A 25,456-nucleotide genomic window follows, 5' to 3' on the forward strand; every position below is an offset into this window, starting at 1 on the left:
GATTGGCGTGCTCCCCGTGTCCGATTGCGTCAGAACCTCGTCTGAATACCGACCCGCCCAACAAATTGATGATTGCTGCTGGAAGGGCCGAACGTGCCATCGATGGCCGCCGTCGCGCCGGAGTTGGCAATCTGGAACGCCGTTTCGGCATAGACCGTGGTGCGCTTCGACAGGCTGTACTGAGCTACGGCGTCAATCTGGTGAGCGTGGTTGTTATCGACGCCCGCGTTGCCCCACATGTACATATAGTTCGCCCCCAGTCCGAATGCGGGCGTTACGCGATACGTGCCGCCCGCTTCGACCATGTTCACGGCGGCACCATTTTGCGTGTTGCGCGTATTGGTGTAGAGCAGGGTCAGCAGTGCACTGCCGATCGTGTAGCGCGCGCCGGCACCCCAGTTCCGGATGCTCTCGCCTTCGAGCACCGCGTACTTGACGTTCGTGTAGGCGGCGCCCACCGCGAGCGGCCCCCTTGCGTAGCTCAGACCGTAGCTCGATGCGCTGTTCTGGCTGAAGTTGCCGGCGGTTCCGCCGAACGCATACATGCCGCCGAACTTGAGTCCGCTGAAGTCTGCCGAGGTGTACTTCACCGAATTCGACAACGCCTCGGCGCCGTCCATGTGGTCGAAGTCGTAGGCGTCGCCGGGTGGCGAATCCGGCAAATTGAGCCCGGCAAACGGACCGTCACGAAAGTTGTAAAGGCCGCCCACGTACAGCGCGGAATCCGCGCCGACGTCCGCGAGCAAGGTATCGACCATGAAGTCCTGCTGGCGTCCCATGGTCAAACTGCCATAGCGATCGCTCGCGAGGCCCACCCAGGCTTCGCGGGCGAACAGGCCGCCACTTGTCATCGAACTATTGCTGGGCGAGGCGATGATCGAGCCGTTGCCGAGCGAGAACTGATTGACGAGGCGAAACTTCGCTTTGAGACCGCCGCCCAGGTCCTCTGCCCCCTCCATGCCGAAAATGTTCGGCACGGCGATGCCGTCCGCCATCTGCCAGTTCGATTTGCCACCCTGATTGCTGATGTACGACACCCCAGCGTCTAGCAGGCCGAAAATCGTGACGCTGCTCTGCGCGTGAGCAATCGGTGCCGCAAGGCCAATCATTCCCGCAAGCGCGCATTTCCTGCATTGCCTTCTCATTGACACTCTCCAGTTCTTGCATATATTTTGGTATGCTTATTATTTGGCTTGAAATTTTCACCAGATCGCGCGACTGGACTCACCTGGACGCCCGGAATCAGCGTCCTGGCACAATCGGGCCGGCGGGAACCGTATATTGACCCTGCCAGTAGACAAGCGGACGCGGTGCGGAATCGTCGCGATTGACCGCGCGCACGCGCCCAATGACGAGCAAGTGCCCGTGGCGCACGATCAGCTCTTCCACCTCGCAGTCCATGGCAACGACACTGTCCGCCAGCAGCGGCGCGCCGCCCGGAATCGCGTACACCCATTCGTCGTCGCCATAGCGCGCCTCGCCCTGCTCGCCGCGAAAGCCCGTGAAGCGCTCGGCGATCGCGCGTTGCTCGGCGCGCAGCAGATTCACGCCAAAGCGCCGCGTGCGTTCGAGCAGCCCGGCAGACGAACTGGACGCCTTCAGCGAAGCCACCACCATGGGCGGCTGCGCCGAAAACGACGATACCGAGGTGGCGGTGAAACCGCTGCGTAACGCGCCCTCCGCGACGGTCACGACGCATACCGCACCCGCGAACCCACGCATCGCCTGCACGAAACGGCTGCTCAGCGCAGCGGTGTCATCCATGACTTCAGGCTGCATGGCGGCTCTCGCGTGGGCGACGCAGCCCGTGTGCTTCGAGGATCGGCAGCACCGTGTCGCGGAAGTATGGGAATTCCTTCACATAGTCCACGAACGACAAGGTCGTGCCCTTGAAGCCGGCTTCGGCAAGCGAAATCAGCCCCGCCGCCACCTGCTGAGGGGTCCCCACGAGCGGGAAGCCGCCGTGGCCCGCGGCCATCCGGTCGCGGATCAGCGCGAGCAGATCGTGCGGGAACGATTGTGCATTCGCGAACTGCAGTGCGACCAGGTTGTCGACCGCGCCCCAGTCCGCGTTGTCCTGTGCAAAATAGTGCAGATACTGGCGCGCCTCTTCCTCGGTCGGGCGACAGACGACATGCGCGAACGTCAGCACGTTCACGTTCTTTCCGGCCGCGGCGGCCTTCTGCTTGAGCTCGGCGACTTCCGTGCGCGAGCGTTCTAGATCGATCGCAGGCGTAAAGAGGAAGTTGGCATTGCCGATCGCGAATTCGCGCCCTTCGCCCGATCCCGCCGCGTTCAGAATCGGCGGACGCTCGCCGTTCCATGGACGCGGCAAGCCATAGACGTTCTTCAGGTGGAAATTCTCGCCGTCCCAGTTGAAGGGGCCGTCGTGCGTCCAGATCTTCTGCACGACGTCGAACCATTCCTGCGCGTACGCATAGCGCTTGTCGTGGCCGGTCGCGAGCGGCAGCCCGAGCGCTTCGTACTCGGGGCGATTCCAGCCCGCGACGATGTTCAGCCCGGCGCGGCCGGCGCCGATCTGGTCGAGCGTCGCAATCTGCTTGGCGACCACGACCGGATGGTTGGCCGCCGTATGGACCGTCGCGAACACGGTGAGGTGGCGCGTCCGGGCGAGCAAGCCCGCGGCCCACGTCATGGTCTCCAGCACCGAGCCGTGGAAGTCCGTCTCGCCGCCGTAACCGATCCAGCGCGCGATGGGCAGCATGAAGTCAATCCCGGCCTCGTCCAGCATGAGCGCGAGCTTTTCGTTGTTCTCCCACGAATTGTCCCAGCGCTCGCCGATCTTCGTCACCGACATCCCGCCCGAGCAGTTCGTCGCAAACGTCCCCAGAATGAAGTCCTTCGTGTTCAGAATTCGTCTCATGTCAGTCCTGGCGCAGTAAAATTTGTTTCCATGACGGGCTGCCTCGCGGCAGCCCTGCTCTCCCAACCCAGTCGACGGCATGGGCCGCAACCGCGCGATTCCGCAATGACCGAACCTTCACGCAGAACCACGAAAAAGACCGCTACAGCCGAACATCGCTGGCACCTTGCGATGGACGACTTCGGCGTCGAGATCACCGACCTCGAATATGCCGTCATGCGTTTGAACCAGTCGTTCTCGCGCTGGCAGTCCGAGTGCATGGCCGCCGTGACCGGCACCACACTCAGCGGCCAGGAGAACGCGCTGGTGCACGTCATCCACATGCACGAACGGCCGAAGACCATTCGCGATCTGCTGCATATGACCAACCGGCAGGACGTCGCTAATATGCAGTACGAACTACGCAAGCTGATCAAGGCCGGGCTCGTCGGCAAATCCGGAACGGCGCGCGCCGGCGTGTACTACACGACCACCGCGGAAGGCGCGAGCGTGTGCGAGGAATACGCACGGCTGCGCGAAACGGTGCTCCTCAAGATGGCCGAGGCGACCGCTGGCATCCAGTCCGCCGCCGCGCAGGCCACCGCCTGCCTCGAGCAGATGGAGCGCGTGTACGAATCTGCCACCCGTGAAGTCGCCACCTTCCATCGGCGACGCTGATGGTGCGGCACCGTCGCCAGGAGCATGAAGCGCACTGCACCCTCCAGCCGCCAAGCCACTTCAAATAGAAATTCACATTGAATTTCTATTTGATCGAATCGTAGTGCAGCCATTTTTTGGCTGCAACTCATTTCATCTCAGGGAAAACACCGGCCTTCCCACTGCACTTTTGTGCATCAACCAGCGCGCGATTGCTCACCAGCCCGCGCGCTCGCCGCACGTAACCCGTTTCGGATCTTGCAGTTCAAGGGGTTCAGAATAGAAGCGAGGCGCGCCAATGGTGCGCGCCTCGGCGGACGGAGGAAGAACAGCGCTGGAAACGACGGCTTCGCGCCGTGCATGGCACTCCGGGTAAGCAGCCGGCGGCGCCCAGGTCTGGTGCCATGGGCATTTGCCGCCACCGCGGGGAAGGTCGCCCGGGTTCGACGGCTCTCTAACGGCCCGCACTCCCGGCGCGGCGGCTCCACACCGTCACATAGTCGGGTACGGCGTCTTCCGGCTGGGCGCCGTCCGGCTCAGGCGCGAGCGGCTGGAGCGCCAGCGGCAGCACGCCCGCCCAGACGGGGCGGTCGAGATCCTCCTCATCGTCTTTGGGACCGCCGGTGCGGATCTTTGCTGCCGCTTCGTCGAGCGGCAGCCGCAGCACCGTCGTCGCGGCCAACTCGTTGCGGTTGCCGGCACGCACTTCGTGCGCGCGGCCTGGCGCGACGTGATTGAGAAAAGCGTCGAGCGCCGCGGCCTTGCCATCGGCACCGACTACTTCAAACGCGCCATAGATCATCGCGGAACGGTAGTTCATCGAGTGATGGAACGCGGAGCGCGCGAGCACAAGCCCGTCGAGGTGCATGATCGTCACGCAGACCTGTGCGCCCTCGGCCGCGAGCTTCAGCATGCGGCTACCGTTGGAGCCATGGATGTACAGATGATCGCCCTCGCGCCAGCACGCCGTGGGAATGCAATGGACACCGTGCTCGTCGGCGAACGCGACATGGCACACGTAGGCCGCGTCGAGAATCGCGTACAGCGTATCGCGCTCGTAATGGGCGCGCTCGGCGATGCGTCGCACACGCGTGCGCGACGACGGAGCCTGGCCTTTGGCGGAAACGGTATCGGTTTCGGACATCCTCGACATCTCCTCGATTGGGTAGGGATGCCGATTACGTTAGCGAAGCGGTGGCTCCATGGGTAGACCCAGCACGGCGCATTCATCTGGAGCCACGGCGCCAACCGTGCATAGCCGCTAGTCTAGACTCGCAAAGGTCGCGTGCCCCACGGTGCTCACCGGGTACGTGCCGCCAGACTCACTTTCTCGTAGCGGTCTTGCGCGCGGGGCGCAGCGGCTTTGCCGGGATATCGGCAGAGCGACCCGTGCGCCGATGCACACGCCGAAGCGGCGCCGCACCGCCGGCATCGCCGTCCGCGGCCGCCTGCTTGCGCAGCGCGTCGAGCTCCTGCGCCTGCGCTGCATGCGCCACGCGCAGCGTCTCCAGACGCCCTTCCTGCAAGCCCGCTTGATGTCGCAGATCGCCAAGCTGGCCCTGCAGCGATTGAATCTCGGCCCGCGCACTCTCTTCAGCCCGCGCGGCGCGTTTGGAGGCCGCCTCCAGATCGCGCTGCAGGCGTGCATTGCTCGTGCGCTCGCGCTCGATTTCCAGCAGCGCGCGCTTTTCCGCAGCCTGCAAGCGAGTTTCCGCGAGCTCCGTTCCGGCGCGGAGCTTGTCGAGCTCGGCGGAAAAGTCGGCGCGTGCCTGCGCGAGCGCGCTGTCTCGCTCGCGCCCATCCTGCTGCAGCCGCTCAACCTCGCTTTCCAGCGCGCCGCGCGTAGCAGCCGCGGCCGCCTGCGCCTGTTCCAGTTCATGAATACGCACCTGCGCCGCGAGCAATGCGGTGGTGCGCTGTTCCAGTGCTGTCTCCGTGCGCGCGAGATCGCCCTGCATGGCGGCTATGGACGCCCCGGCATCCTGGCGCGCCTGCTCGACCTCGACGCGCAACGCCTCGAGCGAAGCCTGCGCCGCAGCCGTAGCGCGTTTCCAGAGCGCGGCCACGAGTTCACCCGCCGCGCCCTGCAACTCTTCCGGCAAGTCGGCGTGCTCGATGCGTACGCGGCTTTTCTCCCGTAGATCCGCCCAGAATTCGGAGAGCACCGCCGTGGGCGTGCCCATGCTGCCCCGGTGCACGAGCTGATAGAGCCGATTGGCCGTGGGCGTAACGCCGAAGCGGAAGAACAGCAGTGCGCACACTTCCCGGTAAAGCTCTCGGGTCTTGGGGAATTCGCTCTTCAGCCGCTCGATTTCGGCGGTGAGACGGATTTCGTCGAGAGGGACGTCGGACATGGCGTGAGAGGGCGGGATCTGGTTAATTAATAATACAACGTAAAACGTACAATTTCTACCAAATAAAGATACAATTTTGACATTACTTTTATAATGTCAAATCAAAATACAACCGGTGATCCATCGCGAAGGCGGCCGCCAGAGCAGCCAACTCCCCCTCCGCAGCGCGCTGGGCGCCCAGTGCAGGCCGTGGGGAACTGAAAGAATACGGGGTCGGTAGCCCGATTTCAGGCGAGCGTCAACTAGAGCGCCTCTAGGGGCACGCAGAAGGTCAAGAATCGCGAGGATCTTGCAAAAATCTAATAATTTCGATTCCCCAATCTGCCATTCTGATCCGCGCAACAATGATGTCCCTACATACAACTGGAGGCACCGTCATGAAACGCCATGCCGGTCGAATTCGCAGGACTGGAAACCGCTCAGTCCAGCTAAGCATGCATGTGTTCTGTGCATTGGGCCTGTCCTGTCTGGTGCAGGGTTGTTTCTCTCAGTCTCAGGCGCCTGTGGCCCGACCACCCGAGCAGTACGGGTTGTGGTGCAGTGATCCACAGGGATGGTATCCGGCTGTGCAGTCCTGCCCCGGTGGCTGGGTGCATCGGCAAATGGACATACCCGCATCGGGGCCTGTGATGAAACCGCCGCTGCTCATCATTCCAGTTGCCCCTCCTCCTGATTCAGGAAAATAAGAATGAGAGTTTTTGAGAATACGCCAAGATTAGAACTCCAAAGTAAAGCAATACTGGCCGCACTCGTCTCTGTAGGACTTGTGGCCTGTGGCGGCGGAAACGATGCCTCTTCGGTAGCCGTCAACAATTCGGCCGCGCCGGCTGCAGCGCCCACGCAGGTCCTGACAGTTGACGCCGTGTCCCCGGAAGTAATGGCGGCCATGGCCGCTACGCCTGCCTATGTGCAGATCGCCCAGCCGTTGAGTGAACCGTCAGATGTGGACACCGTCTCTCCGGCTGAATCAGCGCAGCTTCCACCCGCGGTCCAGTACCTCCGGGCCGGAGTGGGGGTGATCAGGGGCACGCCAACAGACCCGGCCATCCCGGAGCCGGCCAATCTCGCGTCCGCGCAAGCGGCGGCGGCCGCCGCCGCCGCTGTCGTCACCTACACACCTGCGCAGATACGCGCCGCGTACAAGCTTCCGGCGCTACCGGCATCGTGGAGCAACCTCACCGCGGCGCAACAGGCGCAGTACGGTGCGGGCCAGACCATCTATATCGTCGACGCGTACAGTGAACCCAACGTGATTCCTGAGCTCGCCGCCTTCAACCAGAAGTTCGGCTTGCCAGCCTGTACGACAAAGGTTATCGCGCCGACCGCAAGCCTGCCTCTGCCGGCGGCAAGCAAGAGCGGCTGTGAGATTTCGGTTGTGAATGCGACAGCTGCGGGCGGGATGACGTCGACGGTGCCACCCTACGATGCACGGTGGGCTACCGAGATTGCGCTGGATGTGCAGTGGGCCCATGCGACGGCACCGCTCGCACGCATCATTCTCATTCAGGGGCAGGACAACGCGGCCGGTATATATGGCGCGATCAATCTCGCCAACGTGATGGGACCGGGCATCGTTTCCATGAGCTTCACGAGTACGGAATACGCCACGTCCTCGTCCTGGGATTCGATGTTCTCCAACCTGACCATGAGCTATGTAGCCGCGACCGGCGACGCCGGTGCGGAAGTGAACTGGCCGGCCGTGTCCCAGTACGTTCTAGGTGTCGGCGGCACATCGCTGTCCCTGAATGGAAGCACTCGTTCGGAAACCGTCTGGTCGGGCACCGGTGGCGGCATCAGTCAGTACGTCGCGACGCCGAGCTACCAGACCTCCGCCGTGCCGGGCTTGGGTACCGTGGCGCATCGCTCTGTCGCGGACGTGGCATTTAACGCCGATCCGAACACGGGCCAGTACACGGCGATCATCCCGCCAGGCAGTTCGACGCCTTCCTGGTACAGCATCGGCGGTACCAGCCTCTCAACACCACAATGGGCCGGTATTCTTGCGATCGCCAACGCGGTGCGCGCCCAAAACGGGTTTGGCGCTCTGGGTCTCGCTCATCCGATGCTCTACACCGGGATCTCGACGAACGCATCACTGTACTCCGCTTCGTTTTCCGACATCACCTCTGGCAGCAATGGCACCTGCGCGACCTGCAAGGCGCACACAGGCTATGACCAGCCTACGGGCCTTGGCACGCCCAATGTCAGCCAGCTGCTGACCTCGGTGCTGAGCAAGAGCACGAAGCAGGCACCGTACGTTTCGTATGTCGGCCTGTCCGTTCCAGCGGGCATACCGGCGTCGTTCTCGGTCTATGCGTCCAGCCCGGACCCTGTGACGTTCTCGATGACGAACGCGCCGGCCGGCATGACGATCAATGCATCGACCGGTCAAATTACCTGGCCGAATCCTGTTACCGGCTCCTACTTCCCGAAAATCACGGCGACTGATACCGTTACTGGCCTCTCCGACAGCAAGAGTTCGTCCGTCTTTGCCACGTCACCTTCTGTTCCGGTCATCAACATCGGCACGCTCCAGAGCAAGCCCGGTGTCGCCCTGAACTATCAGGTCATGGCCTATTCGAAGGATCCTGTCGCGTATTCACTCCAGAGCGCGCCGGCCGGCATGTCGATCAGCTCCGCCGGACTGCTCACCTGGCCTTCTCCGGTTGCGGGCAACTACAGCTTCTTCGTATCGGCGAAAGATACGGTAACCGGGCAATCGATGACGCAGAATGTGATTGCCCAGATTTCCGCGAATCCTTCTGGTCCGGTGATCACCGCAACGCCGATCTATGGCACGGCTGGAAGTGCTGTTTCATCGAATGTACAGATATCCACTCCGACGAGCGGAAATATCAACGTCTTTATCAACGGGTCGCCGGCCGGCATGACGTTTGCGCCATCCGGACCTAACACATTCGCCATTTCGTGGCAGAAACCGGTTGCAGGGACGTCCTCTTTGTTGATCGTGGCCACGGCCAACAACGGCGTGACATCGCAGGCTCAACTGCCTGTCGTCATCCGGGCAAACTGACGTAGGCCAGGGATCCGGCGCCGCCCGCGGAAGGGCGCCGGATCCCTGTCATGCTCTGCAGCAGGTGTCGTGACGGGCTCAGGTATTTCGACGATTGGTGTCCGCGCAGACCACTTTGCCAGTGGATGCGCCATGCAGAGTCCGCCGGAAGTTGTGCCGTAAAGGCGGATCAGACCTACTTCTTTCGTACCAGAAGGACGCCCAGATTGAATCCATCGCTATGAAAATCGAGGGATCCATCTGAGAAATTGAGGTAATAGAAGGTGTCTGCGGAGATAGCGGTTGTCGATGACCAGATGTCCATGCCCTCGCCGAGATCCGATGCGCCAATATTGGGAAAAGTACGCGTGTCGATCTTGGGGCCCTTGCATGTATTGAGGCGGATCGATTTCAATTCCTGGATGCTCGGAACACGCCATCCGGGGCCAGCGCGTCGGGCTTCCGCGAGCGCCTCCTTTTGCGCCAGGCCTTTCACCTCACCATCACACTGCTTTTTGCGACTGTTCCAATTCGTTCCGACAATGCATCTGCGCCAGACCAGCCCTGACGCTTTGTCGATCGCGACGCCATCCTTGATTGCCATCGCCGGTAAGCGTTTGTCGACACACGCAGAATGGCATGGCGAGGATACTGCGAACATGAGAGAGAAACACACCAACGCGCCAGCAAAGCTGCGTGAAATGATCATGACCAGATAGAGAATAAAGTGATGCCTATTATGGAAGACGCAGCTTCGTCCATTGGACAAGAGCAAAGCCTGAATGCGGCTAGCTCGATAGACCGTCAGTCAGCCATCGGCTGCTCGAGAAACTCGGGATAAGATTGGGCGGTGTGCCGCATGAGAACATAGAGCTCGTCGAGATACCGGATACGGTCCTCACGTGTGCTCGCTGCTTCAATCTGCGCGACTAACTGGTAATTGAGCTGATGGCAGAGAAGATAGCTGTCCATGCGCGCACGCAGATGTGCTATTTCGCTGGCCAGTTCTTCCCTGGTGTAAGCGCTCGGGAAAGTAGATCGCTGGTGCACGACGTCCGCTCCGGTTCAGGAATCGGCCCGCTCGCAGTATGAAGAATGAGGGTGAGCGGGCACAAGACAGGGTTGGCGGACCGGGTTAGACCAACCGGCAGGCGCTTTCGCGCCTCCCTGCCAAGGCCCGCCCATAGAAACCTGTGGGCGAGCAGAGACAGCCGCTCATCCGCGAGGATGAGCGGGGCCTAACGCCAAACCGCCAAGCTTGGACCACCTGCAAAGGCAGCAGGTGGCTTTCTAATTTTGAACCTGCTTAATCGGGCGTGATTTGAGGAAAATCAAGTGAACGAACAGACAGCGTATTGACTGTACACTGCCTGTCATCCCAGTCACTAGTGCAGATCGAGTCGCTTCGCGTTCTAGGCAGGTGGAGTAACGTTGCGCACACACCCACCAGAAAATCAGCGCACTATCTCGTGGCTCTAACAACCAGTCCTTTCACACTTTACAGGAGATACAGATGATCAAGGACGTGAGTGTGCGCCGTATTGGCGCGAACGAAGCAGTTGGCTGTATAGAGGCACTGGCGGAAGTGCTTGTTGATTGCGTGGAAGGCGGTGCGTCGGTGAGCTTCATGCTGCCGCTGCCACGCGAAAAAGCCGTGGCGTTTTGGCGCGGCGTCACCGATAGCGTTGCGCGCAACGAGTGCGTATTGCTCGTTGCCGAAGACCGCGATGGTCGAATCCTCGGTACCGTGCAGATGATCGTGGCGCAGCCGGATAACCAGCCACATCGAGCGGACATCGCCAAGATGCTAGTGCGCCGTAGCGCTCGGCGTTGCGGCATCGCGCAGCGCCTGATGGCTGCCGTCGACGAGGTGGCACGTGAGGAAGGCAAAACCGTGCTGGTGCTCGATACCGTAACGGGTGGAGACGCCGAGCGACTGTATGAGCGGGCCGGCTGGCAGCGCGTAGGAGTGGTGCCGAAATATGCGCTGATGCCCGATGGCGAATTCTGCGCGACGACATTTTTTTATAAGCATCTCTGAGCAACCACTGCGACGTATTTTTCTGAACACGATAGCATTCCTCGCCGCTTCAAGTTACATAAGGTCGATCCTCGCGACGATGTCTGCGACGATGCGGCAAAAATCATCGGGATGTTCGATCATCATCATGTGGCCGACATCCTTCTGCACCACGTAGTCACGCGCGGCTGCACGTGCCCAGTCAGGTAAGTCCCACTCGGGCGCGGAGCGCTCGCCAGTTAGCAGGAACAGCGGAATCCCACCTTCGATGGCTAAGCGAATCTTCGGAATGTAATCGACATCGCCAGTCTCCGCCACGACCGCCAGTGCCATCGCATGAAGTGTCTCTGCCGGCTGGTTCGATAGAATGCAACACGCCCATTTAACGCGTTCTTCTGTGGGCTCGATGCCGGCGTTCATCAGCCATGCCTTGAGATCAGCAACAAGTTTCTGGTGCTCCGCAAGCCATACATCCTCGGAAAGGCCGGCGATCTTCTGGCACCAGAAAGCGTCGTTGAGAGTGAAGTTTCCTTCGACGTTAATTATCCCCCGAACGCATTCAGGGGCCGCCTGCGCCGCTAGCATCGCGATTGCACCGCCGACACTATGGCCAAGCAACACACACGGCTCCTTCACTTTCTCACGTACGTAGCGCACCACGTGTGCAGCCTGGTTCGCGAGAGTAATCTCGGTCTGCGGCAAACTCTTTAGCTCACCGTAGCCGATCAGGTCCGGAGTGTGAACAACAACAGAGCTGATGCGCTCATGAGGCGAGAAGAAACTCAGCGGTCCCATCAAGCCGTGAATCATCACCAATGGCGTACTTTTCTTCATGTATCTCACTTGTCAAGCGATCGAGAACAGGTTTGGCTCACCAATACTGAAACAGTCCGGGCGGCGCTGGACTACGACTTCTGCGCGGGCGCCGACGCCGGGCTTGCCGGCACGGCCTGTTTTGGGGCATCGCGTTTGACTTGCTGCGCATCGCCCTCCACCAGCACCAGATCGTTGCCGTTGATCTCGATCTTGACCGGATCGGTCTTCTTCCACTGCTTCTTCGGAACGGCAAGCTTCCATACACTGTTCTGCGCCGGCTCGCGAAAGAACGCCACCACCCCCACGACCTCTGCGTTGGCGTTCATTGGCTCGGCGAGACTGGCGCTCCCGCCGGGCCTGAGCACAACATCCTTCGTTGCCAGCAGATCCGCCTTGAGAAGGTTCAGGTCATCTGACTGCAATTGCCCATAATTTAGTTGTGCGAATGTCGTCGCATCTTTGAGCTGGTAGAAGCGAACCACCGTCGAGAGGGATTGTCCCCTTGCGTCCGAGTTGACCGACGCCCGGCCGGTGAGGTCCACATTCATCGTCTTGACCTGGGTCGTGAACGCCCACTTCGCGGCAGCTACGGTTGCATCGCCGACCGACTGCGCAACGCCACAACCGCCAATGAGCTGCGTGGCCAGTATCGCGATTGCGAAACCTGCCCGATGTGCGGCTTTTTTCTTTTTATTCATTTTGAGGATGCCCTTTTTGTGCTGTTCTTCATGCGTGTGTCCCCGCCGCCCCGTTCCAGCGGCCAAGCTGGACACGCGTGACGCGCGCTGGCACGCCGCTCGCGGACCTGGCCGGCGCTTCCAGCTGTGCCGTAAATCCCAGACTCGTCTGGCGTGTTTCCAGCGTGGGCGGCGGCATGAGCTCGGGCCGCACATGCATTTCCAGGTCGGCTTCACTTTCGTATCCCAGATAGAAGCGCAGCAGCGCCATGATTTCCCGATGGGCGGATTGCCCCGGTACCAGCGCGAGGACTGTCTCGCGCAGCGCAGGGGTGATGATGACCCGCACCGTGTTGCTACGGTCATAAAAGCCGCGGCCGAGCAGGCGCTGCTCGCCCAGCGCCGCCGGCTCAAAATCATTGACCGCCCGCCAGACTGGGTGGAACTCCTCAACGGCGATTGTGGCGTCCGGCACGGCGTGCCGCAGCACACCGGCCAACCCTTCTGCCGTGCGCGTTCGCTGCATGGCGAGCCCGAGCATCGAGAGCAGCCGCCGCTTGTCGGCGACCTTCGTGAGCATTTGGCGCACGCTCGAAGTTTCCCGGTCCTGCTCCGCTCCAGTCAGGCTGGGAACGCAGGGGGCGACCCGGAAGGTGCTGAACCCGAAGCCGGCAAAGCTGAGCAGATAGCGCGACACCGAGTCCGTGCCGTCGCGCCGAAAGCCCACCGGGTACCGGTATTTACGCGCGATGCGGTAGTACTGCGTGATGATGCGGTGGTGGAACAGGTCAAGAAATGCCGACAGGGGCTCCGCGCCATCCCGGTTCTGCGCCACCTCATCGGCGAAATACGCAGGCATGCGCGCGTCGACCCCGTAGAACCCGAGGAAGGTCGTCACGACCGACGGTGGTGTCGCCGGATCGTCGGCGTCGTACCGGACGAGGTCGATCTCGCGCCCCGGAAAACCCAGCTGCGCGCGCGAGCGGAACCGGACGGGATCCGCGGCCGGCGAATCCGTCGTCCCGAGAGGTGGCGCGTCGGGCGAGGCCAGCTCGAGCAGCTCGCAGAAGCGGATGAAGTTCATCCGCGTGGCGGCGTAAAGGATCGCCGGCAGCAGCAGTGGCTGCGCCGCCGCTGGCATCGTGGGTGCGCTCAAAACGGTGCCCCCTCGCCTTTCGTTTCAGACCACTCGATACGCCGCCCGGTCGGCATGGCGACGATCACGAGCTTCGTGTAGAGGTTCACCGTCGCGTACAAGCCCAGGAAGCGGTTGAGCATGCTGCCAAAGAGATCCAGGTCTCCCTCTCCCGCGAAGCGGTTGCTGTCGAGCGTCACGGTGATTTCTACACCCCGCATCAGACCGCCCTTGACAAGCTTGGTGAGCGGCCGGTGCCGCACGTCGGTGATCGCGTTGATGCGCCGGGCGTTGAGCTCACCATCGGTCCAGTCGTAGAGGGCGAGCGAGCCGCGCAGGATTTCCGCGTCGAGCAATGAAAGGTAGCTCGGCGCCAGATGGGAAAGCACGCGCCACTGGTACCTGTCACCCGTAGGCGGGTAGACAGGGAGTGTGGGCGCCGTGAGGTTGCGCACCGCGCCGATATTGGTGAAGCCGCCGCGCATGCGCGTGATGCCTGCTTCGCGCAGTGCCTTGCGCGGCAGCATGCCGTTGGTGCCGGTCACCGCAAGCGTAAGCGTTTCGGTGGGCAGCGAATCCGTCTGCTCCCAGGCGTGGCCGCCGAGTACGAGCCAGGTGTCGAAGCGGCCAGACGGGCCGCGTCGCATGCGGGTGTGGTAATACCGCTCCGGCATATCGTGGCGCAGCATGCCGCCGCGATGGCGAAACGCTGCGAAGGGCACGTATTCGTGACGCTTGCCGCGTTCGAAATATTCCACACCGTCCACCGAATAAATGTCGATGAGCGAACCGTGTTCGGCGCGTGCACGCACGCGGTATTCGGTTTCGTGCTGCGTGACGAAGACCGGGTCGGCGCCCACCGTGAAGAGGTTGATGACAGGCGTACAGTACAGACGCACGTTCTCCGCCGTGAAGCGCATGTCATCCGGATACGGACGCTCGAGCACGACCTCGACGTCAAGCGAGGTAGCCGACGCGGGGATCGCCTGGATGTCGAGCCCGAGCAGGTCGACAAACATGAACTTCTCAGGGAAAGTGAAGTATTCGAGCAGGAGCTGGTATCAGGAATCGCACACCGTGTCACAGCTCAAGGGATCGCCGCCGGGCTATGTCGGCTACGGTCGCGGCGGTGTTCTCACCGAAGCGGTGCGCCAGCGCCCTTATAGCGTTGTGCTGCTCGATGAGGTGGAGAAGGCGCACCGCGACGTGCTCGACATCTTCTATCAGGTATTTGACCGCGGCGTAATGCGCGATGGGGAGGGACGCGAGATCGACTTTCGCAACTGCGTGATTCTCATGACGTCCAATCTCGGCAGCGCGCAGATTGACGAGGCTACGAACGACAGCCCGGATATCGCACAGACGGTACTCGTTGAGGCCATCCACCCGCAGCTTGTCGCGCACTTCCAGCCCGCTCTCCTTGCGCGCTTCCAGACGCTGGTGTACCGTCCGCTCGATGCGACCGCGCTCGCCGCCATCGTGCGCCTGAAGCTGGCGAAGGTCGCCGAGCGCCTGCGTCGGCAGCACGACGTCGAGCTGGTTTGCGACGACGCGCTCATCGGGTCGATGGCCGAGTTGTGCCTCGCGCGCGAAGCCGGGGCACGCAATGTCGACGCGTTCCTGAACCAGCGCATCCTGCCATCGGTTTCCCGTGAATTGCTCACGCGCCTGGCCACCGGCACCGTGCCCGCGAAGATCCTGCTCTCAAACACTGCGCATGGAAACCTGACGATCGACTTCATCGATCACCGCGAGCCGGTCAGTGCAGCAGGCGGAGTTGCACTGGCCACCTGAGCGGGATTGGATCGTTCCGCCGGTTAATCCATTGGGTAACGGTTGCGCCGGCACGGTCCGATAACAGAACGGATAGCATCCACGTAAAGTTCAACGTGACGCCGCTGGGCCTGACACCGAATCGCCGCTGCGGCGTGCTGGAGATCGAAGGCCAGTTGATCAACTACGACCACGGCCCCAGCAACAGCGTAGGCCTGCTCTGGCCGAACAGCCTGGGCAACAGTACGGACAGCCGCGTCACCCTGGTCAACAGCAATGGCAACAGCAGCAGTCTGGTGTTCCGCAGCCCCATGGTCCATGTTCCGCCTGCTAAGCCGCGCTGTCCTTGATGCGGCCTCGAGTGCCTCGCGCACTGGTTTTGCGCCCCGAAACGAATTTGTGAGTTCTGAAACCGACTGTTTCGACGGCCGCGCCGCTACGCCCTGTCGAAGCGCGACAGGCCTGATTGCCCCAACACGTTTCGTTACACACCAACACATCGATGACGCGCTTTCTCGATAGGGTGAGTTCAAGACCATCGAGTGGGGTGTCGTATGAAGAAAATCCTTATACTGATGCTAGCGGCCGTGTGCCTCGGAAGCGCATTGAGCGGCTGCATCGTGGTTCCAGACGATGGCGGCGGATATCACCACCATCACGACGACGACCGTTGCTAACGGAAACTAACGCAAGCCGCGGCTCTGTATGAACAGCAGCCGCGGACCTCGTCCCCAATCGGCGCGAAGCCTCACGGTTCGCGTGCCAATCGCGCACCGAGCGCATCAATTTCCGAATCCGCGAAGACTTCAATGCCGTGCTTGCGCAGCAGCGCAGCCGTCACTCCTGCCCCGGCGCGTCGCTGGCCCGAAAAGCTCCCGTCATAGATGAAGCGGCTGCCGCACGACGGACTGCCATCGATCAGCAGTGCGAATCGGCAATTGTGCTCGCGTGCAAGTTCGAGCGCGGCTTGCGCGCCCGCGAGAAAAAACGCGGTCACATCGGCACCTGCCGTATCGACGACACGCGCCGCGCCCGCGAGCACTGCCTCACCCGATTGCGCGCGTGCAATTTCGGCCGCGGGGCGGGGCACGCCAAATCCCCCGATCAACTCAGGACAAACGGAGACGACGCGTCCCTCGCGCCGCCACTCGTCGAGTATCGGATGTGCAAGCGTCTTCGCCAAGCCGTTATAGCGAACCGGACTGCCAAGCAGGCAGGCGCTGACCAATATCTTCTGAATCATTCGCGATCTTCCCTTGCTGCGTGCTGCGCCCTCAAAGCACCCGGCGGGCACGGCCTGCTCTCGTCCCGCGCACATCAATGAAAAAAGCGCACCCGAGGTGCGCCCGCTCTATGCCTGAAGTCTGCCCGAAATCCGCCGTACGCGCATCCCTGCGCGCACGCCGGCCGAACAGTGCCCCAGCGCCGCACTCCACGGCGCCAGAAACCAACCCATCATCTCATTGAAAGTTCTCGCGCAGCCACTTCTTGTTCAGCTTGCCCACGCTGGTCTTCTCGATCGCGTCGACGAACTTGACGACCTCCGGCACCGCGTACTTCGAGATCTGTCCGGTTTCGCTGAAACGCAGGACATGCTGCCGGATATCCTCGGCGCTCACAGGCGCGTCGTGCTCCGTGCGCAAGACAACCACGGCGGCCGGCCGCTCGCCCCACTTCTCGCTCTTGATGCCGATAACAGCCACTTCGGCTACGGCGGGATGTTGCGAGATCAAGCTCTCGATCTCCAGCGACGAGACCCATTCGCCGCCCGACTTGATCACGTCCTTGATGCGGTCCGTGATCTGCAGATAGCCATCCGTGTCGATGCGCGCAACGTCCTGCGTGTGCAGATAGCCGCCCTCCCACAACTGCGTGGAGGCCTCAGGATTGTGCAGGTAGCCCTGAGTGAGCCACGGCGCGCGCACGACCACCTCGCCGGTGGCGCTGCCGTCGTGCGGCAAGTCGCGCATTTCGGCGTCCACGATACGCAGGTCGACGAGCGGCACCGGCAGGCCGGTACGGCACCGCAGACTAACTTCCTCGTCGATGTCGAGCGGCTCTGCCGTCGGCTTCAATTGCGCAAGCGTGAGCAGCGGACACGTCTCCGACATGCCGTAGCCCGTAAAGATGTCGATGCCCCGCTCCAGCGCGGCACGCGCGAGCCCGTGCGGCAGCGCCCCGCCGCCGATCACCACTTTCCACTTGCTGAAGTCGGCGCTCTTCGCCTGCGGGCAGCTCAGCATCATGTGCAGAATCGTGCTCACGCAATGCGAGAACGTCACGCCTTCGTCGCGGATCAGCTCCACGATGCGGTCCGGCAAATAGCGGCCCGGATACACCTGCTTCACGCCCAGCACCGTCGCGATATACGGCATGCCCCAAGCGTGTACATGGAACATCGGCGTGAGCGGCATATAAACGTCGCCGCGATGAAAACGCTGGCCGGACTCCGGGCTCGCTAACGCCGCCATCCCGGTGATGGTGTGCAGCACCAGTTGTCGATGCGAAAAATACACGCCCTTCGGCAGCCCGGTGGTACCCGTCGTGTAGAACGTCGTGGCGCGCGTGTTCTCGTCGAAGTCGGGGAAATCGAAGTGCGTGCCGCTCTGCGCGAGCAGGTTCTCATATTCGTCGGCGAACGTCGTGTCCGACGCCGCCGCCGCATTGCCTTCGTCGTCGATGAGCACGACCGTGCGCACGTGCTCGAGCTTGTCGCGAATCGCGGCCAGCACGGGCAGAAAATCCGCGTTGACGAGCAGCACTTGCGCGCCCGCATGATTGATCGTATACGCGATCTCGGCCTGCGAAAGACGAATGTTCACCGTCTGCAGCACAGCGCCCATCATCGGCACTGCGAAATAGCATTCCAGATAGCGATGGCTGTCCCAGTCCATCACCGCCACCGTGGTGCCGTGCTCCACGCCGAGCCGTTGCAGGCCGTTGGCGAGCCGCGCAATGCGCTCGTTCAACTGGGCGTAGGTCATGCGCACCTTGCCCCGGTAGACGATCTCCTGATCGAGCGCCTGTGTCATCGGCGTGTGCAGCAGGCGCTTGATCAAGAGGGGGTAGGCATAGGCGGATGCCATCGTTTCGGAGGCCTGATCGTACATGGCTGTCTCTAACATTCGGTGTTTTCAATTACGAGGCGCGCCGTGTTCGACTACACGGCGCGCCGGCACTATCGATGCGTTTTCGAGCCTTAGCGCAGGTTCTCGAAGATCGCTGCAATGCCCTGGCCGCCGCCGATGCACATCGTCACCAGTGCATAGCGGCCGCCCGTGCGTTGCAGCTCGTGCAGTGCCTTCACTGTGATGAGCGCGCCGGTGGCGCCAATCGGGTGGCCGAGAGAAATGCCCGAGCCGTTCGGGTTCACCTTGGCCGGATCGAGACCGAGCTCCTGCGTGACCGCGCAGGCCTGAGCCGCGAAGGCTTCATTCGACTCGATCACGTCGAGGTCTTCGACGCGCAGGCCCGCGCGCTGCAAGGCAAGGCGCGTGGCCGGCACGGGACCGATGCCCATGTGCAGCGGATCGACGCCCGCGTGCCCGTAGGCGACGAGCCGCGCCATCGGCTTGAGGCCACGTTGCTCTGCCGCCTCGCGCGACATCAGCAGCACGGCTGCGGCCGCGTCGTTGATACCCGAGGCGTTGCCGGCCGTCACCGTGCCGTTCTCTTTGGCGAACACAGGCTTGAGCTTCGAGAAGTCTTCGATCGTCGCGTCGGTACGCAGATGCTCGTCGGTATCGAACACGACTTCACGGCCCTTCACCTTCTGCGTGACAGGCACGATCTGGCTCGCGAAGCGCCCCTCGGCGATGGCGCGTGCCGCGCGGTGATGCGATTCGAGCGCGAGCGCATCCTGACGCTCGCGCGAAATGTCGAACTTACGCGCGACGTTTTCGGCGGTCACGCCCATGTGCACCGTATTGAACGGATCATTGAGCGCGCCGAGCATCATGTCGACGAAGCGAGAATCGCCCATGCGCGCGCCAAAGCGCATATCGGGGGCGAGATACGGCGCGCGGCTCATGTTCTCCGCACCCGCGCCGATCGCGACATCGGCGTCGCCGAGCAGAATCGTCTGCGCCGCCGACACGACGGCCTGCAGGCCCGAGCCGCACAGACGGTTGACGTTGAATGCGGGCGTCGAATCGGGAATGCCCGCGTTGATGGCCGCAACACGCGAGAGATAGAGATCCTTCGGCTCGGTGGCAATCACATTGCCGAACACGACGTGGCCCACGTCCTCGGGCTTGACCTCGCTGCGCGCGAGCACCTCGCGCAGCACGATTGCGCCCAGCTCAGTGGGTGCGACGTCTTTCAGGCTGCCGCCGAATTTGCCGATTGCGGTCCGCACACCACCTACCACCACGACTTCTTTGCTCATTTGCCTGTCTCCTTCATTGGCTCGCGCGCGATTGCGCTGCGGGCATTACATGTTCGGATAGTTGGGTCCACCGCCGCCTTCGGGCGTGACCCACACGATGTTCTGCGTCGGATCCTTGATATCGCAGGTCTTGCAGTGTACGCAATTTTGCGCGTTGATCTGCAAGCGATCTTCGTCTGAATCGCCCTTGACGAATTCGTAAACGCCTGCCGGACAGAAGCGCGACTCGGGACCCGCGTAGGTCTTGAGGTTGATGCCGACCGGCACTGTTGCGTCCTTCAGCGTCAAGTGCGCGGGCTGGTTCTCTTCGTGATTCGTATTGGAAATAAACACGGAAGAGAGGCGGTCGAACGTGAGCTTGCCGTCGGGCTTCGGATACTCGATCGGCTTGCATTGCGAGGCCGGACGCAGCATCTCGTGATCGCGATGTTGATGATGCAGCGTCCACGGCACGTTGCCGCCCAGCAGCTTCTGCTCGATGCCCACCATCAGCGTGCCCAGGTACAGGCCCTTGCTCATCCACTGCTTGAAGTTGCGCGCCTTATACAGTTCTTCGTGCAGCCACGAGTTCTTGAACGCTTCCGGGTAGGCCGTGAGTTCGTCGCTCTGGCGGCCCGCCTGCGCCGCTTCAAAGGCTGCCTCGGCGGCCAGCATGCCGGTCTTGATTGCCGCGTGGCTGCCCTTGATGCGCGCCGCGTTCAGGAAGCCTGCATTGTCGCCAACGAGCGCGCCACCCGGGAACGCCAGCTTCGGCAGCGACATCAGGCCGCCTGCCGTCATCGCGCGCGCGCCATACGAAACCCGCTTGCCGCCTTCGAGATACTTGCGGATCGCCGGATGCGTCTTGTAGCGCTGAAATTCCTCGAATGGCGAGAGATACGGGTTCGTGTAGGCGAGACCCACCACGAAGCCCACCATCACCTGATTATTCTCGGTGTGATAGAGGAACGAGCCGCCGTAGGTGTCCTTTTCGAGCGGCCAGCCTGCCGTGTGGATCACCAGACCCGGCTTGTGCTTCGCCGGATCGATCTCCCACAGTTCCTTGATGCCGATGCCATAGACCTGCGGGTCGGCGTCCTTGCCCAGCTTGAAGTGCTCGCTCAGTTGCCGGCCCAGGTGGCCGCGACAGCCCTCGCAGAACAGCGTGTACTTGGCGTGCAATTCCATACCAAGCTGGAAGTTCTCGGTAGGCTCGCCGTCCTTGCCCACGCCCATGTTGCCGGTGGCCACGCCCTTGACCGAGCCGTCGTCGTTGTAGAGCACCTCAGCGGCTGGAAAGCCCGGGAAGATCTCCACGCCCAGCGCTTCGGCCTGCTGGCCCAGCCAGCGCGTGACGTTCGCGAGGCTGATCACGTAGTTGCCGTGATTCTTGAAGTTGTCCGGCAGCGCCCAGTTGGGCACGGCCTTCGCACCGCTTTCCGTGAGGAAAAGGAATTGATCTTCGGTCACGGGCACGTTCAGCGGCGCGCCCTGCTCCTTCCAGTCGGGAATGAGCTCGCCGATGGCGCGCGGGTCCATGACCGCGCCAGAGAGAATATGCGCTCCGATCTCCGAGCCTTTCTCCAGCACGCACACGCCGACCTCGACGCCTTTCTCTGCGGCCAACTGCTTCAGGCGGATCGCCGCGGACAGGCCCGCCGGGCCGCCGCCTACGATCACCACGTCGTATTCCATCGACTCGCGCGGGCCGTATTGCGCGATCAAATCATTCGAATTCATGCTGCGTTTTCCGTTTCGGACGGCATCGAGCCGCTATCAGAACTGCTCTTCGGCGAGCGCAAGCACGCCTTCCCCGCCGCGTGAGCCGAGCGCCGCGGTGGCGAGGCCGTTGGCCTGCGAGAGGACATGTTCGGCATAGAACTGCGCCATCGCGATCTTCGCGCCGTAGAACGACGGATCGTCGGCGAGATTGCGCTGCGCGACGAGCAACGCACGCGCAAGCTGCCAGCCGCACAGCACGATGCCCGCGAGCTTCAGATAGGGCACGCTCCCCATGAACGTGCCGTTCGGATCGCGCTTGACGTTCTCGATCATGAAGTCCACGGCGCGCGCGAGTGCCTGTGCGCCCTGCTCAAGCTGCGTGCGCATCGAAGCGGCCGCCGTACCGTCGACTTGCGCGAGCGACTCAACCGTCTTCGCCACTTCGTCGAGCAGCGCCTTCGCGACCGCGCCGCCGTCGCGCACCGTCTTGCGGCCGATCAGGTCGTTCGCCTGGATCGCCGTCGTGCCTTCATAGATCGCGAGAATGCGTGCGTCGCGATAGTGCTGCGCGGCGCCCGTTTCCTCGATGAAGCCCATGCCGCCGTGCACCTGCACGCCAAGGCTCGTGACCTCGTTGGCCATCTCGGTGCTCCAGCCCTTCACGATGGGCACGAGGAACTCGAAGATCGCCTGATGCCGCGCGCGCACGCTTTCGTCCGGATGACAATGCGCGAGATCGCAGTGGCCCGCCGCCACATAGGCGAGCGCGCGTGCGCCCTCGGTCATCGAGCGCATGGTGGCAAGCATGCGGCGCACGTCGGGGTGCTGCACGATCGTCACCGACTCCTTGGCCGAGCCATCCACCGGGCGGCTCTGCACGCGCTCCTTCGCGAACGCCGCCGCCTGCTGGTACGCGCGCTCGGCAATCGCCACGCCCTGCGTGCCCACGCCGAAGCGCGCCGCGTTCATCATCACGAACATGTACTCGAGGCCGCGGTTCTCTTCGCCCACGAGATAGCCGATCGCACCGCCGTTATCGCCGTATTGCAGCACAGCCGTCGGGCTCGCCTTGATGCCGAGCTTGTGCTCGATCGACACGCAATGCACGTCGTTGCGCGCGCCGAGCGAGCCGTCCTCGTTGACGAGGAACTTCGGCACGATGAACAGCGAAATGCCCTTCACGCCTTCGGGCGCGTTCGGCACGCGCGCCAGCACGAGATGGACGATGTTCTTCGCCATGTCGTGCTCGCCCCAGGTGATGAAGATCTTGGTGCCGAACACGCGGTACGAACCATCGGCTTGCGGCTCGGCGCGCGAGCGCACGAGCGCGAGGTCGGAGCCGGCCTGCGGCTCGGTCAGGTTCATCGTGCCGGTCCATTCGCCCGAGATGAGCTTCGGCACGTAGCGGGTCTTCTGCTCTTCGGTGCCCGCGGTCAGCAGCGCCTCGATCGCGCCGTCGGTCAGGAGCGGGCACAGCGCGAACGAGAGATTCGCCGCGTTGACCATCTCGTTGCACGGCGTGCCGATCAGCTTTGGCAGGCCCTGGCCGCCGAATTCCGCCGGATGTTGCAAACCTTGCCAGCCGCCTTCGGCGAACTGCTCGAACGCGGCCTTGAAGCCCGGCGTCGCCGTGACTTCGCCGTCGCGCCAGCTGCTCGGCGCGCGGTCGCCTTCGACGTTCAGCGGCGCGAGCACTTCCCCGCACAGCTTCGCGGCTTCGTCCAGCACCGCCTGTGCGGTCTCGAAGCCGGCATCCTCGAAGCCGGGCAAAGTGGCGATTTCATCAATGCCGGCCAGCTCTTTAAGCACGAACAGCATGTCTTTGACGGGGGCGGTGAAGCTCATGGCGAACCTTTCTCTCAGGCGTGGATCTTGGGGGCCGCGGTGCCGGGCGGCCGGGAAGCCGGCGCGGCAGGGGCGATGTGCGATTGATCGTAGCGGCAAAGCCCCGCCGCGGAACTGTCCAAACCGGACCATCTAGTGACAAATCTGGCCACGCCGTGCCTGACATCGGCGGCGAAAACGCGGGCTACCAGGGTTGAACCTGGTGCGTTTGGGGCATAGCCCCCCGCTGCTGGGGGTGGCGCCGCAGGCGTGTGAGCGCTAGCGCAACCGGGCGGCAATCAGCACAGAATCGAGCACACCCAACACAGGATCGAGCCCGAAACCAGACGCAAATTCGGCCATCGGGGGCGCGATGCTCAGGGGCGCCCGGCTCAGGGGCGCCCGCGGTACGTGCCGGGCGTGCTGCCGGTCCAGTGACGGAAAGCGCGATGAAAGGCGCTGGGGTCGTCGAAGCCGATATCGGCGCCAATGGCGGCGATGGTGTCTTGCGTGTCGGTGAGGCGCTGGATCGCCACGTCGCGCCGCAAGTCGTCCTTGAGCACCTGAAACGAGGTGTCTTCGGACGCGAGCCGCCTGCACAGCGTGCGCACCGAGCAGTGCAGGTGCGTGGAGGCCGCCTCGATCGTCGGCAAGTCGGGCAACGTGCTGGCGAGATACTGGCGCACCTGATGGCTCACCCGTTGCTCGCTGAACGACTCGAAGATCCACTCGCCGGGCGAGCGCGCGAGAAACTGGCGCAGATTGCGCTTGCTCTGCCGGATCGGCATGTCGAGGTAAGCGGCGCTGAAACGGAACAAGGCAGTATCGCAGCCGAAGCGCACCGGGCATGAGAAAAAGTAGCGGTGATCAAGCGCGTGCGGCTGCCGCTCGCAGGCCAGCTCGACTTGAAGCAGCGGAATCTTCTGGCCGATCAACCACGAGGAAACGCCGTGCGCGAGCTTGAGCATCAGCTCCTGGCCGAGCGGACCGATGGGCCCGAACGCAGCATGCGGGCGCAGTTCGACCTGGGCCACGAGTTCGCTGCGGCGCGATTCGAGCCGCAAGTCGTCAATCACGATATGAAAGAACTGCCCGAAGCGATGCAGCGCCGTCTCGAGATTGCGCGCGTCCAGCAGGCTCAGGCAAAGGAATTTGAGCGTGCCGCTGCGTAACGGGCGACTGAAGATGCCGGGCATTTCGTCGTCGAGCTCGATCGCCAGCAAGCGGTAGAGCGTGGAGAACTGCTCCTCGGTCACGCGCGCGCCCGGCTCGTCGAGCAACTCCGCGGGAATGCCCGCCTGCTCCAGGTAGCGGGCCACGACTTCCGGCCGCGCACGCGCAGCGGCGAGAAAGCCGCGTACGAGAGAGATGGGAACCGTCGAGCCGGTGAGTTGCATGCCAGGGTAACCGGCCGGATAGCCGAAACAGAATCGTTATTCGCGGTTGTACTGCGGGGCGCGCTGCGGCGCAAAACCGACATGATACGTCTGAACGGGGCCAAGGCCTGCGATCCGAAGCATGGCACCCCGGATTGCCCGGCGCCCAGTGCGCAGCAATCGCACGCCGCCGCCTCTCGTCATTCAGGTCACACTGAACGCGTTTCGCGACGCCGGCCTGCCTTTCGTCGCAATGCGCTCGCACGCGAGCGCCGGCGCTCCGACTATAGGCGACATCGATTCGCTCGCTGAGCCAATACGGAGGTCGCCGCCATGTACGCCAGCCTGTTGCAACACGCGCCCCATTGGGTTTGGGGCGCGCTCGCCGCCCTGACTTTTGCCGGGGTCCGCCAGTCGGTCCCGCGCCGCCGCTCGATCCGCAGTGCCACGTCCCTGCCGCTGCTGGTGACCGCGCTGTCGTTCTACGGCGTGGCGTCGGACTTCGCACATCAGCCGCTCGCGCTCGCCGCGTGGGCGCTCGGCGCCGCTGCGCTGTTCGCCCTGGCGACACTGCGCGGCGCGTGGCGAGGCGTGCGCTGGTCGCCGGCCCACGACAGCCTCATCGTGCCCGGCAGCTGGCTCCCGCTCGCGCTCTACCTCGGCCTTTTCGGCGTGAAATTCGCCGTGGGCGTCGCGCTCGCGTTGCATCCGGCCCTCATCGATGAAGCCCATTTTGCCTGCATGACGGGCTTCGTCTACGGCGCGTTCAGCGGTGTTTTTCTCGCCCGCAGCTTTGCGATGTTGCGTGTCGCGCGCGAGGTATTGATGCGTGGCGCCGCCCCGCTCTGACGCTCGCTGCC

21 protein-coding genes and 2 pseudogenes are annotated in these 25,456 nt (G+C 62.9%); 6 read left to right on the forward strand and 17 right to left on the reverse strand.

Annotated elements, in window-relative coordinates; genetic code table 11:
• Nucleotides 1-29: 29 nt before the first annotated feature.
• The 3 genes from E1956_RS38755 to E1956_RS38765 all read right to left on the reverse strand — a co-directional run bounded on the left by E1956_RS38755 (nucleotide 30) and on the right by E1956_RS38765 (nucleotide 2,884).
• Nucleotides 30-1,145 (reverse strand): porin, encoded by a 1,116-nt coding sequence (locus tag E1956_RS38755; RefSeq protein WP_167760261.1) that lies wholly within the window; start codon nucleotides 1,143-1,145, stop codon nucleotides 30-32.
• A gap of 97 nt (nucleotides 1,146-1,242) precedes the next feature.
• Nucleotides 1,243-1,764, reverse strand: coding sequence for a flavin reductase family protein (locus E1956_RS38760; protein WP_167760262.1), 522 nt, complete (start codon nucleotides 1,762-1,764; stop codon nucleotides 1,243-1,245).
• 4 nt (nucleotides 1,765-1,768) lie between these two features.
• Nucleotides 1,769-2,884 carry an LLM class flavin-dependent oxidoreductase gene (locus tag E1956_RS38765; protein WP_134758618.1) on the reverse strand — a complete coding sequence of 372 codons (1,116 nt, stop codon included), beginning with the start codon at nucleotides 2,882-2,884 and terminating at the stop codon, nucleotides 1,769-1,771.
• Nucleotides 2,885-3,055: 171 nt separating this feature from the next.
• Between E1956_RS38765 and E1956_RS38770 the strand changes: the two genes are divergently transcribed.
• Nucleotides 3,056-3,541, forward strand: coding sequence for a winged helix DNA-binding protein (locus E1956_RS38770; RefSeq protein WP_134758619.1), 486 nt, complete (start codon nucleotides 3,056-3,058; stop codon nucleotides 3,539-3,541).
• Between the two features lie 433 nt (nucleotides 3,542-3,974).
• Here E1956_RS38770 and E1956_RS38775 read toward each other — a convergent pair whose 3' ends face one another.
• Both E1956_RS38775 and E1956_RS38780 read right to left on the reverse strand, forming a co-directional pair.
• Nucleotides 3,975-4,664 (reverse strand): pyridoxamine 5'-phosphate oxidase family protein, encoded by a 690-nt coding sequence (locus E1956_RS38775; protein WP_134758620.1) that lies wholly within the window; start codon nucleotides 4,662-4,664, stop codon nucleotides 3,975-3,977.
• 178 nt (nucleotides 4,665-4,842) lie between these two features.
• Complete coding sequence (locus E1956_RS38780) at nucleotides 4,843-5,874, reverse strand: DNA-binding protein (RefSeq protein ID WP_134758621.1); 1,032 nt, start codon at nucleotides 5,872-5,874, stop codon at nucleotides 4,843-4,845.
• A gap of 688 nt (nucleotides 5,875-6,562) precedes the next feature.
• On the opposite strand from E1956_RS38780, the gene E1956_RS38785 reads away from it, so the two are divergent.
• The gene (locus E1956_RS38785) at nucleotides 6,563-8,908 is read left to right on the forward strand and encodes a S53 family peptidase (RefSeq protein ID WP_134758622.1); all 2,346 of its coding nucleotides are present in this window, start codon (nucleotides 6,563-6,565) and stop codon (nucleotides 8,906-8,908) included.
• Nucleotides 8,909-9,083: 175 nt separating this feature from the next.
• On the opposite strand, the gene E1956_RS38790 is transcribed toward E1956_RS38785, so the two are convergent.
• Together E1956_RS38790 and E1956_RS38795 are read right to left on the reverse strand one after the other, a co-directional pair.
• Nucleotides 9,084-9,491 carry an Lcl C-terminal domain-containing protein gene (locus E1956_RS38790; protein ID WP_167760263.1) on the reverse strand — a complete coding sequence of 136 codons (408 nt, stop codon included), beginning with the start codon at nucleotides 9,489-9,491 and terminating at the stop codon, nucleotides 9,084-9,086.
• A gap of 200 nt (nucleotides 9,492-9,691) precedes the next feature.
• On the reverse strand, nucleotides 9,692-9,937 hold the full coding sequence (locus E1956_RS38795) for a hypothetical protein (RefSeq protein WP_134758624.1): 246 nt from the start codon (nucleotides 9,935-9,937) through the stop codon (nucleotides 9,692-9,694).
• A gap of 463 nt (nucleotides 9,938-10,400) precedes the next feature.
• Between E1956_RS38795 and E1956_RS38800 the strand changes: the two genes are divergently transcribed.
• Complete coding sequence (locus tag E1956_RS38800) at nucleotides 10,401-10,928, forward strand: GNAT family N-acetyltransferase (RefSeq protein WP_134758625.1); 528 nt, start codon at nucleotides 10,401-10,403, stop codon at nucleotides 10,926-10,928.
• Nucleotides 10,929-10,982: 54 nt separating this feature from the next.
• On the opposite strand, the gene E1956_RS38805 is transcribed toward E1956_RS38800, so the two are convergent.
• From E1956_RS38805 to tssF, 4 genes and pseudogenes are all read right to left on the reverse strand, one after another.
• Complete coding sequence (locus E1956_RS38805) at nucleotides 10,983-11,741, reverse strand: alpha/beta fold hydrolase (protein WP_134758626.1); 759 nt, start codon at nucleotides 11,739-11,741, stop codon at nucleotides 10,983-10,985.
• Nucleotides 11,742-11,812: 71 nt separating this feature from the next.
• Nucleotides 11,813-12,421 (reverse strand): type VI secretion system lipoprotein TssJ, encoded by a 609-nt coding sequence (gene tssJ / locus E1956_RS38810; protein WP_134758627.1) that lies wholly within the window; start codon nucleotides 12,419-12,421, stop codon nucleotides 11,813-11,815.
• A 28-nt stretch (nucleotides 12,422-12,449) separates the two neighbouring features.
• Nucleotides 12,450-13,541 carry a type VI secretion system baseplate subunit TssG gene (gene tssG, locus E1956_RS38815; protein ID WP_197733023.1) on the reverse strand — a complete coding sequence of 364 codons (1,092 nt, stop codon included), beginning with the start codon at nucleotides 13,539-13,541 and terminating at the stop codon, nucleotides 12,450-12,452.
• Between the two features lie 11 nt (nucleotides 13,542-13,552).
• Nucleotides 13,553-14,596, reverse strand: a pseudogene (tssF, locus tag E1956_RS38820) (type VI secretion system baseplate subunit TssF); the annotation flags it as partial.
• Here tssF and E1956_RS38825 point away from each other — a divergent pair.
• Both E1956_RS38825 and E1956_RS46445 read left to right on the forward strand, forming a co-directional pair.
• Nucleotides 14,589-15,329 (forward strand): annotated as a pseudogene (locus tag E1956_RS38825) (AAA family ATPase); the annotation flags it as partial. The pseudogenes tssF and E1956_RS38825 overlap by 8 nt on opposite strands.
• A 95-nt stretch (nucleotides 15,330-15,424) precedes the next feature.
• Nucleotides 15,425-15,658 (forward strand): type VI secretion IcmF C-terminal domain-containing protein, encoded by a 234-nt coding sequence (locus E1956_RS46445; RefSeq protein ID WP_167760264.1) that lies wholly within the window; start codon nucleotides 15,425-15,427, stop codon nucleotides 15,656-15,658.
• A gap of 398 nt (nucleotides 15,659-16,056) precedes the next feature.
• Here E1956_RS46445 and E1956_RS38835 read toward each other — a convergent pair whose 3' ends face one another.
• From E1956_RS38835 to E1956_RS38860, 6 genes are all read right to left on the reverse strand, one after another.
• A complete protein-coding gene (locus tag E1956_RS38835) occupies nucleotides 16,057-16,551 on the reverse strand; it encodes a 2-thiouracil desulfurase family protein (RefSeq protein WP_134758630.1) in 495 nt (164 codons plus the stop codon).
• A 217-nt stretch (nucleotides 16,552-16,768) separates the two neighbouring features.
• Nucleotides 16,769-18,418: a fatty acid--CoA ligase gene (locus E1956_RS38840; protein ID WP_134758631.1), complete on the reverse strand. Its 1,650-nt coding sequence runs from the start codon at nucleotides 18,416-18,418 to the stop codon at nucleotides 16,769-16,771.
• An 89-nt stretch (nucleotides 18,419-18,507) separates the two neighbouring features.
• On the reverse strand, nucleotides 18,508-19,695 hold the full coding sequence (bktB, locus tag E1956_RS38845) for a beta-ketothiolase BktB (protein ID WP_134758632.1): 1,188 nt from the start codon (nucleotides 19,693-19,695) through the stop codon (nucleotides 18,508-18,510).
• 45 nt (nucleotides 19,696-19,740) lie between these two features.
• A complete protein-coding gene (locus E1956_RS38850; RefSeq protein ID WP_134758633.1) occupies nucleotides 19,741-21,414 on the reverse strand; it encodes an electron transfer flavoprotein-ubiquinone oxidoreductase in 1,674 nt (557 codons plus the stop codon).
• Between the two features lie 36 nt (nucleotides 21,415-21,450).
• On the reverse strand, nucleotides 21,451-23,241 hold the full coding sequence (locus tag E1956_RS38855; RefSeq protein WP_134758634.1) for an acyl-CoA dehydrogenase: 1,791 nt from the start codon (nucleotides 23,239-23,241) through the stop codon (nucleotides 21,451-21,453).
• 371 nt (nucleotides 23,242-23,612) lie between these two features.
• Nucleotides 23,613-24,617, reverse strand: a complete 1,005-nt coding sequence (locus E1956_RS38860; protein ID WP_134758635.1) for an AraC family transcriptional regulator — start codon at nucleotides 24,615-24,617, stop codon at nucleotides 23,613-23,615.
• A gap of 312 nt (nucleotides 24,618-24,929) precedes the next feature.
• Here E1956_RS38860 and E1956_RS38865 point away from each other — a divergent pair, with 312 nt between their 5' ends.
• The gene (locus E1956_RS38865; RefSeq protein WP_134758636.1) at nucleotides 24,930-25,445 is read left to right on the forward strand and encodes a DUF6622 family protein; all 516 of its coding nucleotides are present in this window, start codon (nucleotides 24,930-24,932) and stop codon (nucleotides 25,443-25,445) included.
• The last annotated feature ends 11 nt before the right edge of the window (nucleotides 25,446-25,456 follow it).

The sequence above is a fragment of the Paraburkholderia pallida genome (assembly GCF_004524855.1).
Lineage (GTDB): Bacteria > Pseudomonadota > Gammaproteobacteria > Burkholderiales > Burkholderiaceae > Paraburkholderia > Paraburkholderia oxyphila.